Genomic DNA, 17,710 nt, shown 5'->3' on the forward strand with positions numbered 1-17,710 from the left:
AATGGATTCAGGTGGCCAGCAATCTCGGCCAGGCCATCAGACCTGGCCGAGATGGGCGGCCCTTGTGGTTAGGACTCGGCGTGCTTCCGGCTACGCCTGGTGGCGAAGACTGCCCCTGCGCCGGCAACCAACAACCCGCCACCAATCGCCAAGATCGGCGCCTGCTCAGACACACCGGTGTACGCCAACTGCTGGCCTGCTTCGGTTTGGATCGAAGCCGTTGCGGGCACCTGGTTTTCCGGTGCCCACCCGGTCTCTACAGTTCCGGAGCCGTTACCCACAGGTGCCCACCCGGATTCACCCGTTCCGGAGCTGTTGACCACAGGGGTCATCCCGGGTTCACTCGTTCCGGAGCCGTTACCAGCCGGCACATACACCGGTGTCGACGGATCCGTAGGAGGTGCTATTGGCGGTGTGACCGGAGGAACCACAACCGGTGGCGTGACCGGGGGCAGAGTCGGATTCACGGGCGGGTCCACTGGTGGTGTCACGGGCGGATCGACGGGCGGGTCCACTGGTGGTGTCACGGGCGGATCGACGGGAGGGTCCACGGGAGGGTCCACGGGTGGATCGATACCAGGATCGGTCGGGTCCACTGGAGGTTCCGTCTCGTCCATCGGGACGACCATCATCGGGGCTGCGGAGGGTACTGCAGCATCTGCCGTCGGGGCGTCCAGGGTGGCAGTCTCAGGCAGTGCAGTCGCCACGGCCACCGAGAATGAATCTGATGCGGGAGGCGATACCTCAGCTGCCTGCACGGCCGCCCCCATGGAGAGCATCAGAACCGGGCCGAGGACGACGGCGGCAGCCAGTCTTCCGGTGTGTTTGCGTCGCGGCCTGACCGCGACATGTTTTCCTACCATTGATCTACTCATTCCTTCGTTGTTGTCTTCGGGCCAGGAAAGACCGCGAATCTTTCACCCTGTGTAGTCAGGGCAAAACCATCACCCACCGCCACCGGGATACCCGGCACGGTGAAACCATTGGCACTCCAAGAACCGCCCTCCCCTGGGAGCCAGAGTCTGCCTCCCATCACCAGCGGGGGCTGGGGCGGCACGGGGATTGAAACAGCTTTCCCACCACTGAGGGAGAACACTGCCGAGAGTGGGCCGGGTGTTTTCGTGTTCACCCCGCTAGGGCCCAGTACGAGCAGGCCGTAGTCCACCATGGCTGTCTGTCCCTCCTTGATGATTTGTTTGAGCTCCACGGCTCCTTTAGCGCCGAGGCCTGTGGCGTGAACGGCCAGAACAGTGGTCTTGTCCTTCGTCCAGATCAGGGCCGTGTGAGTTGCGGACACCGCCACCCAGGACGTCACCTTCGCCCCTTTCAGTGGGGAGGCAAGGGTGACGGTCCGATGGGCGCCGGTGGCGGGAACATAGGTGACTTTCCCGCCAGCAACAGCCCAGACGGTTCCTCCACCGGGCAGGCCTCCAAAGAGGCTGTTTCCGGGCTGCGGTGCGGTCACTTCCTTCAAAGCCCCGTCAATGGCGGCGTATGTCTTACGCGCCCCAGTCGTCCCTCCGACTAAGACTGGAACAGGCCCGCGTGTCGACAGGGTGCCTTTGCCCTTATAGACGGTGGCTTTACCCTCGATAACGACAACCCCTGCATCCTGGCCAGTATCAATGACCGTCACGCCCGAGCCGGAGCTCATCCGAACAGTGCTCGGTTTTGCAACGAGTAGGGCTTCCTTCAAGTCGAGAGGTTTGCCCGTGGATCCGTCGAACAGGGCCAGACTTCCGTCCATGACGGTGGCGACGACCGGCCCGGCAGCCTTAGATACAGCAGCGCCCTTCGGGAGAGACCACAGGGTTTTGGCCCCAGGGCTGGGAACCACGGAGGCTCCAGCGGAAGGCGAAGCAGTGACAGGGTAGAGGCCGCCGGCGAAAATGACACCGGCCACAGCGGCCACTGAAAGCGCACCAACAGAAGCAAAGAGTGCACGGCGGCCCAAGAGGACGGGAGAACGGCGCGCAGCAGAGGAAATCAAACCGGTGGACAAGGGCTCACCGAGCGTTTCGTCCTCAACTGCCTCGACCTGAGAGACGGATCCGTCAGTGTCGAGAATCAGCCGATGTGTGACCTCACTAGACGGCCGCACGTTGGCCCTCCACGGACCAGCGCCGTGCACGCATTCAAAGATGCGTCCCAGCACAAACACTTCGACAGACTCACCCTCAGGTAAGTAAACCGTGGCACCGTCCACCTCCCACAAGCCGTCACCAAGGCCGACGGCTTCAATCACGTCCAGGTTCTCCGTCGCAGGCGTTTTCATGGCCGAACCACGGAATCTTCATAATCGGGCAGAACCCAAACCACAGGGCCAGCCTTGGAGATGAACCCAAGAAGGGCCCCGCCAACACATAGCCTTGCTCCCGCCTCAACCGCAGCCATTTGGGGTACACCGGCCCGACGCGCCAAGTCTCCAAGCGTGTGCCCTACGGCAATTCCATAGGAATCTGATAAATCAGCCACTGCAGCCAAAATTCGTTGGCCTACGTCGTCAGCATGAAGATATTCCTCGTGCCGCTTAATCCCGGCTTGGGGATCGTCTGCCATAGAGCGGCCGGCGCCGAAGTCGATTGGTGAGAATCCTGCCGGATACCTGGCCCCCCGGTGGACGTACTCTTCATTCGCCATTCCTGGCCCTCCATTGATCAATACAACTGTTTTTGGGAACTTCTCTCACCCATTTAGTGCGAGGTTCAACGCGCCGATTTCTGGGAAAGGGACTGCATCATGTGACGCAGTTCGAAGGGAGATGCCCTCAACGCGTTCAGGTCCGCACTAATGCAGTAGGACCACCAATCGGGTGGCCGTTACCCCTTGGGGAAGGACACAGCATGGAACCGCGTTTCATAAAAGCCCAGGCAGACCAGCCTGCGGTGCGCACCAAAAGATTCAACGGGTGGGCCAGATCCGCCACGGCAACTGCCATGGCCACTGCGCTTTTGTCCACTGGTGGAATTTCGATCGCCACTATGGCGACCGCAGCCGAGACTCCCGCAGCTGCAGCGGTGGAACCTGGTGGTTGCGGCATGGACCTGGGCATCGTCATGGATGCCACCTACTCATTCACTGCGGGCGAATTCGCCAATACCAAGCAGGAAGCAGCGAAATTCGCCACTGCTATTGGTCAGGGTCCGGGCATGAAGGTTTCCGGGACCTCCTTTGGCATGACTGCTCCCCTGTGGGGTCCGGCCCCTGGGAATCTCCAAGTGGACGAAACCAAGACCCAGGAAGTCAACAAGAGCTTTTACAACATTGACGTCAGCACGACCGCAGGGGCGAAGTACGTAAGCGACCGGTTCCTTGGCATGACCCGTGAAGGGGTTGCCTCAGGACGCACCAACTGGGAAGCCGGCCTGCGAAGCATGCAAGGCAAGGGCTTGAAAAAGGTTGTCTTCATCACCGACGGCGTTCCCAACGCCTGGGGGTCAACACAGGCCGACCTGGGATTCATGCCCGTCGATGTGTCCCTGAACCAGCCAGCCATGGACGGCGCCGCACGGGCAATCGCAGACCTGCGGGCAGAGGGTGTCGAGGTCATCCCCTTGTTCGTGAAGACTTCACAGCCTAATCTTCACGGCATCAACGACCCGAACAGCCCAACCCCGACGGCCGACATTGAAAAGGCCATGAAGATCCTTGATCCGACCTTCACCATCGCCAAGGCCTTGGACGTCGATCAGATTGCGGCAAAAATGCTTGCAGATGTGACGAGTTCCTGCACCCCCGGCCTGGCGCTGGATAAGTCGCACACATACGAAGACACCAACAAGGACGGCAAGCCCAACGCCGGCGACACTGTGGTCTACCAGTTCAAGGTCACCAACACGGGCCAGACCCCACTGAACACCTTGAATCTGGTCGACGACAAGCTGGCTTCCCTCGGGATCAAGTGGTCCTACCCCGCCGGTTTCTCCGGAACACTAGCACCGGGCGAGTCGGTCACGGCGACTGCTGCGCCGTACATCATCACCGCTGCTGACGAGTGGGCGGGTGAAATTCACAACGTGGCCACCGTGACAGCTGTCAATCCGTGGAATCCCGAGAAGAACCCGCCGAAGCAAACGGACACGGACGATCAGCCCGTTGTCGGCCCGCCGCCAGCCATTGACCTGGTCAAGACGGTCAAAGAGATCGTCGACGTCAACAAGAACGGCATCACCGACAAGGGCGACACCGTGGTCTATGGCTTCAAGGGCTCCAACACCGGGACCGTGCCACTGACGGACGTCACCCTCACGGACGACATGCTCTCCAAGATCGCCCCCAAGGGCATCGAGATCACCCCGGAATCAGGATTCAATGGCACGCTGGCTCCCGGCGCCTCCACCACCTGGACCTCGGGCTCCTACACACTCACGCAGGCGGACGTCGACCATGGACTGGTCCATAACACGGCCACGCTTACCGGAATTGGCGTCGACAAGGGCAAGACCCCTGTTACTGACACCGACGAGGCCGATGTGACCCCGGATCAGAAGCCCGCTATTGACTTGGTAAAGACGGCCCACCTGAATGATTCCAACAACGACGGAGACGCCGACCCGGGCGAGACCATTGACTATGATTTCGTGGCTAAGAACACCGGAAACGTAACCCTCACGGGTGTGGAACTGACCGATCAGATGCTCGCCGACGCCAAGGTCGAAATCAAGGCACCTGCCAGCTTCAAAGCCATTCTTGCTCCGGGTGAGTCGGTGACGTTCCATTCGGGCCACTACACCGTCACGGACAAGGATGGCACTGCCGGAATGATCCTGAACAAGGCAACGGTTACCGGCAAACCTCCTGTCGACCTGAGCGGTAAGGAAAAGCCTCCAGTCATGGACACCGATGAAGCGAAGGTGCCCTCAGTGCCAAACCTCAAGCCCCAGGTCGCAATCACTGTTCCGATTGTCCCTGCTGGCACTGTCGTCGCAGAAACTGGCCCGAACACCGGCCTGATCATCGGTGGTGGAGCTGCTGCCCTGGCCGCAATGGCCATCGGCGGAACCATGATCGTCCGCCGCCGTAAGAACGCTGCGGAGCTGAACGACACCAAGTAGGACGCACCACCACAAGCCCCGTGCGGGGCATTCAGGCAGTCAGAAGCAAACGGACTGCCCGGGTGCCCCGCACCCTTAATGCCTGGACCGAAAGGAACGCAATGCCAAAGACTGACCAGCATCCCCAAAACGATCGAATTGTGGGCTGTCCCAACGCCCATGCCGGCCATCTCCGTCGCACTATCCACGGGTGCCTCCTACGGTTAGATCGGACCCTAAAAAGGTGGTCGAAATCGCTATGAGCACCCACGCACGCATCAAGAAGCGTGGGCCGCGCGTTCTGGCCGCAATCCTTGCCCTCGTGGCCCTGGCAGGAGTCGCCTCGGTTGTGCTCGGCATTGTGGGGGCCGGGGGCCCACCGAGCTACATTCAGGCACCGGTCATTGAAAAACCCTTCACACCCAGCGACCCTGATACTTTCGTTGGCCCTACAGACCCTCCCAATGCCAAGACAACTGTCGCCTCAAGGCTCTTGGGGCCGCTAGAACTTTCCGTGCCGTCCGTGGGACTGCACGCTTCCATCGTGGCCGGCGGACTCACCTCCAAAGGGGCCATCGACCTACCCGCCTCGCCCCTGGTAGCCCACTACACCCCAGCAGCCCCCCTAGGGGCCGTCGAAGGGTCAACCGTCATAGCGGGGCACGTCGACGAGATCGACGGCTCAGCGTCTCCAATGGCCCTGCTGGCCAAGATCCAAAAGGGCGCGCCAATCTTCGTCACCGACGCAGCTGGCACCATCCACAGGTACAAGGCAGTTGACGCACGCCTTTACGCCAAGCACGCACTTCCTGAAGCCTTCTTCACCACGAGCGGGGCACCGCAGCTTCGCCTGATCACCTGTGGCGGACCAATCGGGGAAATTGACGGCCAGATCAACTACCTCGACAACACCGTCGTCTCGGCCGTTCCGTGGCCATGATGGAAACTAACAGGGAAGAGCCCGGCACGCGACATCTCTATTGGGAGACTGTCCCGCGTGTATGCATCGGGAATCGCATCTATCTCGACCAACAAGATGTGCTGATCTTGATGAGCCAGCTCGATGAAGAATACAAGAGCCTTGGTGAACAGCTTCTAGGAGCTGAAGACCAACACCGCTGATGAACTCAACTTGGCTCATGAAACGGTGGCAAGGTAGCAACGTATGAACGTGAAAACGGAAGAGTCGCCCCACCGATAGTGGGGCGACTCTTCCGTTACCATCAAGGCTCGTGTCTATCCATGGGCCACAAGCGTTTCAAAATATCCCGCAGGCCTCGCTTGGCTGGGGGTTCCTCCGCCGGCCAGCACTGTGGGCAGGGCTCCGGGAACGATTCAGCAATATCCCAAGACCAACCATTGGTGCAATCAGGATTTGTGCAGTGGGGTGATTTGCCTGGTCCCCTATCGTTCCAGGGGGTCTCAGAATTCTCAGCCATTGTTCCTCTTCACATCCTCAATATTAGTTGACCGAGGTCAGAGGAGCTTGCGCAGCTCACGGGCATAGGTTTGGGCCACTAGGTTATGCCCGGCTTGTTGGAGATGCACGGCATCTTTGTAAAGTGCATCAGCACCCGCTGTTGTTGCCATTCCCGCCAGAGGAATCGTCGCGAGGCCTTGATGAGTTGCCTCCTGGACGATGACCTGGTCGACGGCCCGGCGCTGGGTGTGGGAATTATCGGTTCGGGACATGACACCGTTGACGACAATCTTGGAGTTGGGGTACTTCTTCTTTAAATCACTCCACAAAATCTTGGCTTGGGCTGCGACATAAGGCAGTGAAGCATGGGTCGACGCATCGTTCCCGCCAAGGTTGACGATAACCAGCCCGGGGTTTCCCTGGGGCAGCAGGATGCGGTTTTGATCCACGGCGAAGGCTCCGGAACCGCCAGTCTTCGGAATGGCCGCTACGTAGCCGAGGCCACCGAATGCCAGTTGAATCTGCTTTGTATACCCATTGAGGCGAGCCCCTTGCTCGGTGTAGGAGTCGCCGTCCAGTTGAGAATCACCGAGCATGACAACGGTTGCTGAATCAGCCAATTGTGCCGAGTAGATCTGCATGGTTTTGGTGTTCCATTCGGTCTCCACGTTTTGGAACTTGGTGTGGATGCCGTTGGTCCCTAGACTGCCGTCCGTTTCGGGCCACCCGAATTGGCTGGGGTTCGCTGCCCAGACACGGTAGGTATTCTCATCGACAATTTTTGCGCCAGTTGTCGGTCCCCAGACAAGCCGGCAGTCTGCGAACGCCTGGGACCAACCACTGCTGATGCGTACTTTCTCGCCAACGGGATGGCCAAGAATCCCATCGGGTCCGCCTAAGGCGTTGTAGCGGTTTTGAATTTGTCCAGGCGTCAAGGTGAGTGCACCGGTTTTTGAAGACCAAATCATGGTTCCACCCTGGTACCGCTGGTACACGCCGCCTTTTTTGTACCCGTTGGTTTCGTTGTTCAGCGGGTAACCAAGAGCTCCACGCTCAAAACCCATTCGACCCCAGGAGGTTCGGATGCCACCTTTGGAAATTTGTGCGCCAGTTTTGGTCGTCCAATAGATGGCTCCCCCCTCAAAGAGCTGGTATGCACCGTTCTGGACAAGGGGCCGGGGATTCTGCAGCGGATACCCGAGACTGCTACCTCGTCCCCCAGCACGTTTCCAGGCAGCTTCGATTGCACCGTTGAGATACTTCGCCCCTGTTGCTGGTGACCATACGATACTGCCGCCGGCAAATACCTGTATGCAGGTGCGTTGAGACTTGATTGTGCTGCAAGATTCATTGGACCTTGGGGCGCGCAGAATATTGCGAATGGAGGAATCAGACCAATACAGGGAGCCGATTCCACCCCGGAGAATTGGGGCAGATGCCGCAACACCTGCAGTTTGCGCAGAAGCCGCCGGCACCCCGGTGAGGAAACCACCGGCAATGGTGGCCACGATAGCCAGGGAAGCCCCGACCTTCTGCAAATTTCGCGGGTTCTTGACAATAGACATGGCGTGAAACCTTCTTCGCTGGTGAAGCTCTGGAAACTAGGGGGACGTTTGATACCGCAAGGCAACGAGCTGTGCCCGAACGGCTGGGAGAGATATTGCGTGAGCGGCCGATACATTGTGAAGTCGCGCCCAGACGTACCCGCGGGGCACTGTCACGAATGCGATCAAGGCCTCGCGTAGATTAGCCGGCAGGTACTTTGCGAGCTCACGTGAGACTGCCTTGGAGTGAAAGCCATGAGTGTCTGCATGAGAATCAAGGATTTCAACTGCTGCGGCAGCTAATGAGGCCGGCCAAGCAAGATGGCGCAGCAAGGACTCAAGCTCATTCCAAACCTCGCAGACGCCGGCGGAGGGCGAACTGAGTGAACGGAGAACCGTTTCTTCGTGCTCCCCTACGGAGCGCACAAATACCTCGTCTGCTTGTATCTTCAGAGTCTGCTTGATCTTCTTCCACTTGCCATCACGAATTATCGATTCGGACACACCGTGCCGTTCGGCCAGCAGTCTGCGCCTCAAGCTCTCCCTAATTCCAGAGAGGACCCACGCGCACGGCGACTCTGACCGTTCGAACCCTCCCTTGCGTAGAACCTCCCAGGCCAAAGAGAGGAAATCCGCGTCATCAACTCCAGGAAAGTCGAAGCGCAGCGGGCGGATCAATTCGGGAAGGAAGCTGTGAAACAGCGTGTGTGCTGCCTCGCTTTGCGCACCCTGACACCGGTACTCGCCGACAAGTCGTATTAGCGTCTCGTTGCGTTCTTGAGGGGTAGTCTGACGATCTGCCGTGGCCGTCATAGCGCTAGGCCCCACTGTGATGCAAGCTCCTTAGCCTGCTGGAAAGTGCTTTCGGTGTTCTGCAAAAGCCTCCACAAGGGCTGCCGGTGGTGCTCGCTGTATCGGTCCGGGCCTAGTGCCCCTAGAGAGTCCACAACATGCTGTAAGTCCGCGCTAATCGCTTCGGCCATAACCAGCTGATCTGTTGTTTCATCAACGACTGTTTGGCCGCCAATCTCAGCGAGGAACCCCTCCATATCGAAGTTCAAGCCATCCTGAACGCCGACTTTCTCAACAGTTCCCAGGTCCAGGGTTCCTTGCCCTGAGAGGACCTGCGGTATTGGCTGGGTGACGTCCCGCCGGTTGCGGGGCCGTGTCAGCCCATCCAATGATCGGATCATCAAAGGTAGTGCTTTGTCTTGCTCCTGGGAGAGGATTTTTACATCGCGCTGGATGGTCGATGCTGAGGCCCCCAATACTGGGGCCATCGCGTAGGACGAGAAGTGCTGCTGGGCCATTTCACGAACAAGCTTCGTTCGCTCCGGACGGGCCAGGCGTACCAACCGAAGATGCTCGGATTCAATCAGAGCCTCCCAGCTTGGAAGGCCGAGGGCCTTCCAAGCCTGACCTTCGTGCAGATCTACGACTAGCTTGATTATGGACTTGGCTGAACGGTCTACGGCCTTGAGCTCGCGAGAAAGATCGCCGAGTTTGGTCCGCAACTGATCAACCTTCATGCGAGCCACAGAACGGCTCAGTGTGCCTGCACGATCTGTATCCATAAGTGCTCCCCCAAAAAGGCGGGTGAATCCTCACCCGGTATTGTATGTTTAATATGTTAGCTTAGATGTTTAATATTTCAACTACTCGATGGGATTATCTAACAATGGTCAGATCAGGCAGAATGGAAGGCATGCCTCGATACGCAAGCCCTCAGGATCCCATGTGGTCAGAGGATCTTGACGCGTCAATCCGGGCTTTCGGAGTCTCGATTCGTCAGCAGATCGTGAAGTACCTCCGCGTCAACGGCCCCTCAATGCGTATTCAGATTGAGCGCGGAACGGGACTCTCAACGGGAAATGTCTCCCAATCCCTCAAGGTTCTTGAAGGTACCGGAGTGGTAGTTGTAGATCTCAAGGGCGTCGAGCGATCAACTCGACCATTGACCTATTCGGTCGATGTGAAACGAGCGGAGCACCTGTGGCGCCTTCAGGGGAGCTACATGCTTGGCCGCGGGGCCATTTCCACCTGAGTACACAGCCGGGCCTCCTGTAGGGCTGTAAGACTAGAATGATAGGGTTCCTGCCAGTTTGAATGCGGTCAATATCCATAATCTAGCGCATTATTATGGATATGGCCCAACTGGCCCCGGGGAAGGGACGCTATGCACGTTTCATGTCTAAAGCCACGGGGGTGGGCCTTTGTCGATTGGAAGCGCTGAGTTCAAAGAATGGCTTAGCCGCTCAAATCTGAGTACTTCAGCCAGTGACCTAAGCAAGGTCACTGGGATCAGTCGCGCCACTTTGCGCAATCAATTACTCAGGGGCAGCGTTCCAGAGACAACAGTTGTGGAAATTTGTCGTGCAAGCTCCCTTGATCCATTGGAGGGCCTAGGGAGTTTCCGATTCTATGAAGATCTAGTTTCAGGGACCAAGAAGCCAACCGAGAATGAGCTAATCAGCCAAACGCACGTTGCTGACTTGATGGCCGAATTCCTTTGGCGTACTTCCAAAGGGTATCGAGCCACATTTACTCCCCGCCCGGCGATGGTCCCCTTTCCTCACGATGGTTCTGTGCGTGCCTGGATCGAAGCAGTTGACCCCGGTGATCTCCGTAAGAGCATGTCCAGGAGATCTGGAGTTGCGACCTCGAATATTGCCACTCAGCTAACCAACAACAAGCTCACTCCTGCGTTGGCGTACATTGCGGCCCAACTTTCGAATGTCTCGATGGCCTCGGGTTTCGTCGTCTCTGGACTTCTTACCCAAGGGGAGGGCCGTTGGCCTGTTAGGGCTCGGGAGGACGCTGTGATGGAGTCAACGGACCAGCTATTGGTCGATTCCATCCTCTCCAGGCTCTCTGGCCTGTCACGCAAGATCTCAAATCGGACAGAAGCTTTGGATGAAGCTCAGCGAATGGCGGAACTACTCGGATGACCCTCTTTTACCTCATAGCCATCGTCCTGACCGTCGCTACGTGTGCGTTGCTGACAATGGAGCGGATCTACCGGATTCAGCAAAGGTCCTCAGTGGTCATGGTGGCGTCTGGCATCCTGCTATCGGCCGCAATTTTGATAGTGGTGCCACCCGTCTACAATTTTGTAGATTCACTAATGCCGGTACCAAACGGTGCTGACCTGGTTGAGCGCACTTTCGCCTATCTTGCGGTCTCCTTGCTGGGCGTGCATCTAAGTTTCGCGTACAAGTCTCCCCTTGCCACGCGCCTGGTGGCAGGAAAAGGGGGTGTGATCGCCTTGGTTTCAACCTTGGCTCTCGCCTTCATCGCTTTCAACCTGACTAAGACCAGCGAGCCTTCCCCGCAACTTGTTGCATACGCAGATCAACCCAGCGTCCAATTCTTCAACTGGATCACCACCGCTTACGTTGCCTACATCGTTGGGCCGTTTGTAGTCCCCGCGTTCAAGGATGTCCAAGCCAATGCCCTTCGCCTGGGACGCATCGCTTCAAGACTGATGGCCATCGGCTTCCTTGTTTCAGCCCTTCGTCCGTTTACCTACTTCTTTGAGATCCCCCTTGGGCTTTGGTATGTGGGCCAAACGGCAACCACGATATCCACGCTCCTTGTTGTCGTTGGGCTGGGACTCTACGCCTACGTACAGAGCCGTCGCATAGTAGGCACAGAACGTGAAACCTCCATGCTGAACATCGACTGAGAGGCTGCAAATAGTGGATCCGGACAGAGCAAAGAAAGCAGTGCATACGGCCGTAGCCGAAGTGGGCATGTCCCATGAAGGGGCGATAAGAGTCATCATGGAAGCGGTACGAATCTGTATCGACGCCGGGATGACCCGGCGAGCCACTGCAGCCCATCTTGGCGTGCCAGCCCGTCGTATAACCAAGACAGGCCACTACACCAGAAACTGGGCAGAGGTACGGTCACTATTTCGTGGTGCCATGACCAACTTCGATTATGCGGAACATACCGACGCCATGAATGAAATTTATGCTCGTGCATGGGATGCAGCGGAGTAATGGGGCCGGCCAACGTCAGCAGCCTTGGCTCATATGGTAAATTCAGCCATGTAGTAATAACTATTGGACATCAATAGTTCCCCCCATGCTGATCGAAAGGCCCTCGTGAAAAATGCACGTTTCCCCTTGGGCCAGCTTTCAGTCGAAACTGGAGAGAACGGATCCACTCCCTCCACTGGTGCTTTCCGACACGGGGCAGTCCACTCCCGACTTAACAGTACTAGTAACGGTATTGTCGGCACTATGAGTGGAACCATAAGACGACGAGCCCGTGGCACGGGACTAGACACCGTCACCCTCAAGGTTGATGTTGCACCTGAAGCTAAGGCCCTGGTCGAGCGCGTTCGCGTGCACATGGGACTCTCTCAGGCCCAAGCCGCCGAGCTGATCCTTCTCCGTGTACAAGTAGATCACCGAGGACTTCCTCTTTGGCATGACATTGACGCATACCAGGAAGGGGCTTTGCCTATCGCAAAGGCTTCTTAAACGGCAAAAGGCCCGCCGTAGCGGGCCTTGCCTGACACATACTCTGTAGCGAGAAACTCGATTCCGGGAAGTTTCTTAGTTTCTAGCTACTTCGACACACGGGGCTTTGTCATGCCCGTGATCACTTGAAGTTGGTTCCATCATACACGCGCACGCTTTTTTGGCTACTGGTGCCTCTGCCGTCACGGGTTCCGTGTCGGGCACCTCCTCTGTCCATGCTCAGGCATGGGCGGCTTTAGCGCCTCTGATTGCCGGCGCCCCGGTGATGCGTTTTGCTACCCGTGCGGGGAAGTTTCCCAGGCCCCGGTCCGCTCCGCCGGCTATTACTCGGGCGCTGCCGGGCCGTGCTGCAGCGGTCATGGTCCACGGCGTCGACGGCACGGTTGCGACGTTGTGTCTGGACCTCGATACCTCCAAAGCCTTGCAAACGGTGGTGGATGCGGACGCGGACGCCATCGGTGCCCTGCTGAGCTCGTGCGGGCTGCGTTTCGTAGCTGACCACTCCCCCAGCGGCGGTCGTCACCTCTATGTCCCACTCTCAGAGCGGCTCGCGGCCGAGGACGCCCGTGAGCTCGTTGAGGCCCTGGGCACTCGTTTCCACAGCCTTGACGCTCTTCCCCATCAAAACGTTACGGATGGGTGTATCCGCCCGCCGGGGTCCTGGCATAAGTCCATGACCGGCCACCAGGAGCTCGACACTCCTTTGGCTGAAGCGTATGACGTGTTGCGCAGGCGCAACCCTGCCCCCGCGGTTGCTGCGCTGCGCCGCGCCCTGGCCGCCTCCATCCACCAGGTACGCGCGAAGAAGGCCCTCAAGAGCGTCTCCACCGTGGTGGCCACCGATTCGTCGACACCAGCCGGGCCATTGCGCGTGGGCTCGGCCAAGGGCGGCTCCGTGTTGCGCCAGGTTGCCCGTACGGGGATCTATGACACTGCCCGGTACAAGAGTGCATCCCACATCCGCATGGCTGTCCTGGCCCACTTGGCGAACTTCTCGCTCTCACTAGCCGTAGTGCAGGGCCGGTTGGGCACGGACCTGGCCGGCCTGGCTGCCCTGTACGGGGATGCGGCAACCCTTGGCCGGTTGCTGCCCTTCGAGTGGGACAAAGCCCAAGCCTGGGTAGCCCAAAAACCGGGCCCTTCTACCGGCGGGAAGGAACATAGCAATAAATGCGACACAAGCCTTCCCCTAACTCACGGCGGGGGTACTGGGGAGGTGCGATCGGCTGGTTCCGTGCAGGCTGAGATCAATGATCTTGAAAACGTTCTCTACGCGATCCTTGACCAACGCCTGGCACGTACGGGTAGGGAGGGAATTACGTTGCGGTTCCTCATGCGGGCGGTGATCGGCTTTGCCCGGGCCAAGGGATCCCTCGTGGTGGATGTGAGCTGCAGATCGTTCGCTGCGGCGATGGGCCAGCACCACAGCACGATCGCCCGGCTCCTGCCTCGCCTGGTCAACCGCTCCGGCGGGATGCTCTCCAAGATCGAGGACGCCCAGGGCTGGCGAGCTGACAGCTACCTGCTGGGCCTGCCAGAGCAGTGGAGGGATGTGGCGAAAGCCAATGCCTGGCGTAAGGGCAAGATCCACGGAATCCGGCCGGTGTTCCGTGCCCTGGGCGCCCCCGCAGCGCTGGTGTACGAGGCGATCGAACGTGGCCACCACTCCCCCACGACCGCGGTAATTATGCAGGAGACCGGGCTTAGCCGGCCTACTGTGGCGAAGGAACTAAATGTTCTGGCGGAGCTGTCCATGGTGGAGCGCCACCATGGGGCCTGGCAGATCCTCCACACCACCAGTCTGACCAGAATTGCTGAATGGTTGGGAGTGCTAGAGGACTACGAGCAGCAAACGGCCGTGATCCGGGCACAACGCCGCCAGTGGCATGCCTACCTTGAACGCTTCCAGGAACCTCCAATCTGTGAGGAAGACATCTACGATGTCGAGCAAGCCGAGTGGGACCCCTGGATCCCCGTAGATCATTGGGACTTGAGCGCTCTAGAGCGACATCTTTTGGATGCTTGATGACAGCCGAGCCCACTTTGGCTGGGTTGCGATTTCTTGTAGGAAAGGTACCTATCAAGCTGACGTGATCGATCCGTTCCCCCCATCTTGATGAGTAAATATGCATACTCCCCCGTGGAATTGCCGTATCCCTCGCAGTTCTCGGGATCGAGATCTTCCACGACGTGGCCAGAAGTGCCGCCCGGTTGCGGCCAGTTTCTGACCATCTTTCCAGCACGCTGGCAGGCAGGTTAACAATCGGGATGTCACCAGACAGGTTGAATGGCCCTTTGGGTTGTATCGACGGCCTGAGTGATTGTCTTTTGTCGCTGCAGTTCGCTGACCTGCAGCGAGTTAGCGGCCAACGGTGGTTCGGGCCTAAGAGGCGAATTCGAATGATGTCGTTGAATAATTATGTCATGACAGAAAGATTGACAGACGTCTGTATGTCCGTCAGGATGAACAGACAGATTGAAAAGGAGTATCGACGGCCTGAGTGATTGTCTTTTGTCGCTGCAGTTCGCTGACCTGCAGCGAGTTAGCGGCCAACGGTGGTTCGGGCCTAAGAGGCGAATTCGAATGATGTCGTTAAATAATTATGTCATGACAGAAAGATTGACAGACGTCTGTATGTCCGTCAGGATGAACAGACAGATTGAAAAGGAGTATCGATGACAGCGATTGTGACAGCGATAGGGAACCGCAAAGGTGGAGTGGGGAAGACCTCGGTAACGTTGGGCCTTGCCATGGGTTTTAGTCTGCTTGGAAGGCGAGTGCTTGTTATTGACTTGGACCCTCAGGCAAATGCGACCACAGCACTGGAAGCCGAGGGCGAATTCGATATCTTCGATGTCCTCTACGGCGGAGAGGCTGGAACGTTGGGCCAAGCAATCGTTCCAACGTCCTGGGCCGGCATAGATGCTGTCCCAGGCTCCGGGGCGCTTTCGAGGATCGAGTCTGAAGTTCTAATGACACCAGAGTTGCGACTCAAGACCGCTGCATGGAATGCGGCGGAGTTGGATGCCTACGATCACATTCTTCTTGATCTGCCGCCGGCCCTTGGACGATTGACACTCAACGGTCTCATATGGGCAACACGTACTCTCATTGTCACTGAACCAACGGCCTTCGCAGTCAAAGGAGTCACCGAATTTATGGAAACTGTGCGGAAGGTGAAGTCACTACCTCATCTGAATCCGGACTTGGAGTTCGCGGGGATCCTGATCAATAAGACCAGTTCACCACTCACAGGGGAGCATTCATTCCAGATCGGAGAAATGGAGGCTGAGTATGGCAGCGACGTTGTCACACCTTACATTCCGCACCGCACCGCCATGCAGGATTCAGTCAGCTCAAGGTCTCCGCTAACAAAATTGTCCGGTCAAGGTGCAGTTGCCCTGACCGAGAAGTTCGTTGAACACGCACGTCGATTGGATGGGGCATCGAAATGACGCCAGTAGAACGCAAGTCTTCAATCCGTAAGGCCCCACAGGCGGACGTCGTAGAGGAACTTACCAAGCAGTCCGCAACGGCTTCACAAGTGGCGGGAGACAGCAGGCTGAGTCCAGTAGAGGATATGACGGCGGGAAGGCTATCCCCGGAGGAGGTAATCAGCGCTCCGGCGAATATGGCTACTAGACCTGGTCCAGGGCGGCCGAGGTCCAAACGACGAATGGAACCGTTTTCCTCAAAGATTGAGATCCAACTCCGCGATGAGCTGGATAGCTACATCACTGAGAGAGGTTTGACGGTCGTTGATTTTCTAGACCAAGCAATTAGGGATCGTCTGAAACGAGAATAATTCTGTCTAGACTGAATTATTTAATTCCCAACCAACCCTCGTTCCAGTGTCCTAAGTGCGGTTTGTAGGGTGAGACGCGCCCGTGTCCAATGTTCATACTGAACCGTACCGAAAGTCAGTTTCGTTCGATGGCCTGAGATGCGCCTTTTGGCTTAGCTTTTGGGACGGTCATGTGAAGCGGAGTCCCAGTAACTTTCACCCGTGGGGGAGTGCTGGCGGGGGGTGTTCCAGTTCCAAGGAACTGGAACGGCCAAATTCGTCAAGCATTGGTTCCCCCACTTCGGAGAGTAGGGGACGAACCTGACCGGCAGGGGGAAAGGCGATTGGTTCTGCTTTAACAGTCAGTGTCAGAGTCTTGGTTGGGTGCGTCGGGCTCGTGTGCGTAGTTGAATGATTCGGGCGGTGCCCGCGATGGCGACGATTATGCCGCCGCCGACCGCTCCAATGAAGAGGCCAACGCCGAGGGATACGGTGCCGTTGAGCCCGAAGTAGTGCAGCGTGACGGTTTCCTGGTTCTGCAAGATGAAGATAATGAGGAGAACCAGGACGAACAGGCCGGCGGCCGTCGCGACCCACATCATGCTGGCCCGCGTCACCATAATGTGGGGGTTGGATAGTGCCGGCTCACTGGCCTGGTGTGGTGGTGTGTTCTCGGGTGTTTGCGACTCGTCATCCATTGGGCTCAGTCCTCTCTGAAGGAATCCGTCGTGATAGGGCCAGGATTTACAGACGGTCGGGATCAGGATCTTCCTGTGCTGGCGTTTCGACCGGGTCGTCGACGGGGGCAGGAGGGGTCTCAACCGTTCCCAGCGCTTCCGTGTATAGCCGGTTACGCAGGGTGCGGACTATGACAATGGTTCCCACCACTGTGGCTGTCACGAAAATTCCGCTAAGCAGCCACGCCTTCTTGTTCCCCTTGTGGTAGACGGAGTGGTGGCGCAGTTCGCGCGCTGCATGCTTGAGTGCTTTTTTGGTTTGTTTCCGGGTGCTGCGCGGGAACGTGCCCTTATCGGCGACGGTGTCGATGATCCCTGCCACCGCCTGGGGTGCTTTGCTTTCATCCAGCTGCGTTCGGCCCCACTTCATGACCGTGTCCAGCACCGCTGAGGGGTTGTCCAGGGTATGCTTCACCCCAGCCGTTCCAAGGTTCTGTGCCTGATGAATCATTCTCTTCATGTCGGACATGTGAACCTCTCATGTGGTCGTCTTCGGCCAGCTTACGCCCGGGCCACTTAGCCGGAACAGGAGATGGCGGGTATTTGTTCAGGTGCATGTTGCCGGGTCATTGGTTGCCCAGACCGGGGGTGGGCTGGCTAGGCTAACCGGATCGGAATGGCCTCTGGAGATTCGTTCTAATCTCTGTTGGCCCGGTGATTGCGGGTCTATCCTGAAGGCATCCTGCCAATACGAACTGGCA

The 17,710-nt window shown here is 58.0% G+C and carries 11 protein-coding genes; 5 read left to right on the top strand and 6 right to left on the bottom strand.

What is annotated here, in order from left to right:
- Positions 1-68: 68 nt before the first annotated feature.
- Together AL755_RS24470 and AL755_RS22785 are read right to left on the bottom strand one after the other, a co-directional pair.
- Positions 69-875 carry an LPXTG cell wall anchor domain-containing protein gene (locus tag AL755_RS24470; RefSeq protein WP_445290335.1) on the bottom strand — a complete coding sequence of 269 codons (807 nt, stop codon included), beginning with the start codon at positions 873-875 and terminating at the stop codon, positions 69-71.
- The gene (locus tag AL755_RS22785; RefSeq protein WP_054009827.1) at positions 872-2,275 is read right to left on the bottom strand and encodes a hypothetical protein; all 1,404 of its coding nucleotides are present in this window, start codon (positions 2,273-2,275) and stop codon (positions 872-874) included. The genes AL755_RS24470 and AL755_RS22785 overlap by 4 nt, the downstream gene beginning before the upstream one ends.
- 397 nt (positions 2,276-2,672) lie before the next feature.
- Between AL755_RS22785 and AL755_RS03640 the strand changes: the two genes are divergently transcribed.
- Both AL755_RS03640 and AL755_RS03645 read left to right on the top strand, forming a co-directional pair.
- Complete coding sequence (locus tag AL755_RS03640) at positions 2,673-5,054, top strand: DUF7507 domain-containing protein (RefSeq protein ID WP_150117014.1); 2,382 nt, start codon at positions 2,673-2,675, stop codon at positions 5,052-5,054.
- A 238-nt stretch (positions 5,055-5,292) separates the two neighbouring features.
- Complete coding sequence (locus AL755_RS03645; protein ID WP_054009829.1) at positions 5,293-5,973, top strand: class F sortase; 681 nt, start codon at positions 5,293-5,295, stop codon at positions 5,971-5,973.
- A gap of 536 nt (positions 5,974-6,509) precedes the next feature.
- Here AL755_RS03645 and AL755_RS22220 read toward each other — a convergent pair.
- Together AL755_RS22220 and AL755_RS03660 are read right to left on the bottom strand one after the other, a co-directional pair.
- A complete protein-coding gene (locus AL755_RS22220; protein ID WP_082368874.1) occupies positions 6,510-8,018 on the bottom strand; it encodes a GDSL-type esterase/lipase family protein in 1,509 nt (502 codons plus the stop codon).
- Positions 8,019-8,806: 788 nt separating this feature from the next.
- Positions 8,807-9,526 carry a hypothetical protein gene (locus tag AL755_RS03660; RefSeq protein WP_150117015.1) on the bottom strand — a complete coding sequence of 240 codons (720 nt, stop codon included), beginning with the start codon at positions 9,524-9,526 and terminating at the stop codon, positions 8,807-8,809.
- Between the two features lie 1,415 nt (positions 9,527-10,941).
- On the opposite strand from AL755_RS03660, the gene AL755_RS03670 reads away from it, so the two are divergent.
- From AL755_RS03670 to AL755_RS03680, 3 genes are all read left to right on the top strand, one after another.
- Complete coding sequence (locus AL755_RS03670; RefSeq protein WP_054009834.1) at positions 10,942-11,682, top strand: hypothetical protein; 741 nt, start codon at positions 10,942-10,944, stop codon at positions 11,680-11,682.
- Between the two features lie 1,163 nt (positions 11,683-12,845).
- Entirely contained in the window at positions 12,846-14,513 is a 1,668-nt protein-coding gene (locus tag AL755_RS03675; protein ID WP_054009835.1) for a hypothetical protein, read from the top strand.
- A gap of 650 nt (positions 14,514-15,163) precedes the next feature.
- Positions 15,164-15,943: a ParA family protein gene (locus AL755_RS03680; protein ID WP_054009836.1), complete on the top strand. Its 780-nt coding sequence runs from the start codon at positions 15,164-15,166 to the stop codon at positions 15,941-15,943.
- 697 nt (positions 15,944-16,640) lie between these two features.
- On the opposite strand, the gene AL755_RS03685 is transcribed toward AL755_RS03680, so the two are convergent.
- Together AL755_RS03685 and AL755_RS03690 are read right to left on the bottom strand one after the other, a co-directional pair.
- Positions 16,641-16,970, bottom strand: coding sequence for a LapA family protein (locus AL755_RS03685; protein ID WP_107503801.1), 330 nt, complete (start codon positions 16,968-16,970; stop codon positions 16,641-16,643).
- Between the two features lie 46 nt (positions 16,971-17,016).
- Complete coding sequence (locus tag AL755_RS03690) at positions 17,017-17,478, bottom strand: hypothetical protein (RefSeq protein WP_150117016.1); 462 nt, start codon at positions 17,476-17,478, stop codon at positions 17,017-17,019.
- Positions 17,479-17,710 lie beyond the last annotated feature (232 nt).

It is taken from the genome of Arthrobacter sp. ERGS1:01 (assembly GCF_001281315.1).
Taxonomy (GTDB): domain Bacteria; phylum Actinomycetota; class Actinomycetes; order Actinomycetales; family Micrococcaceae; genus Specibacter.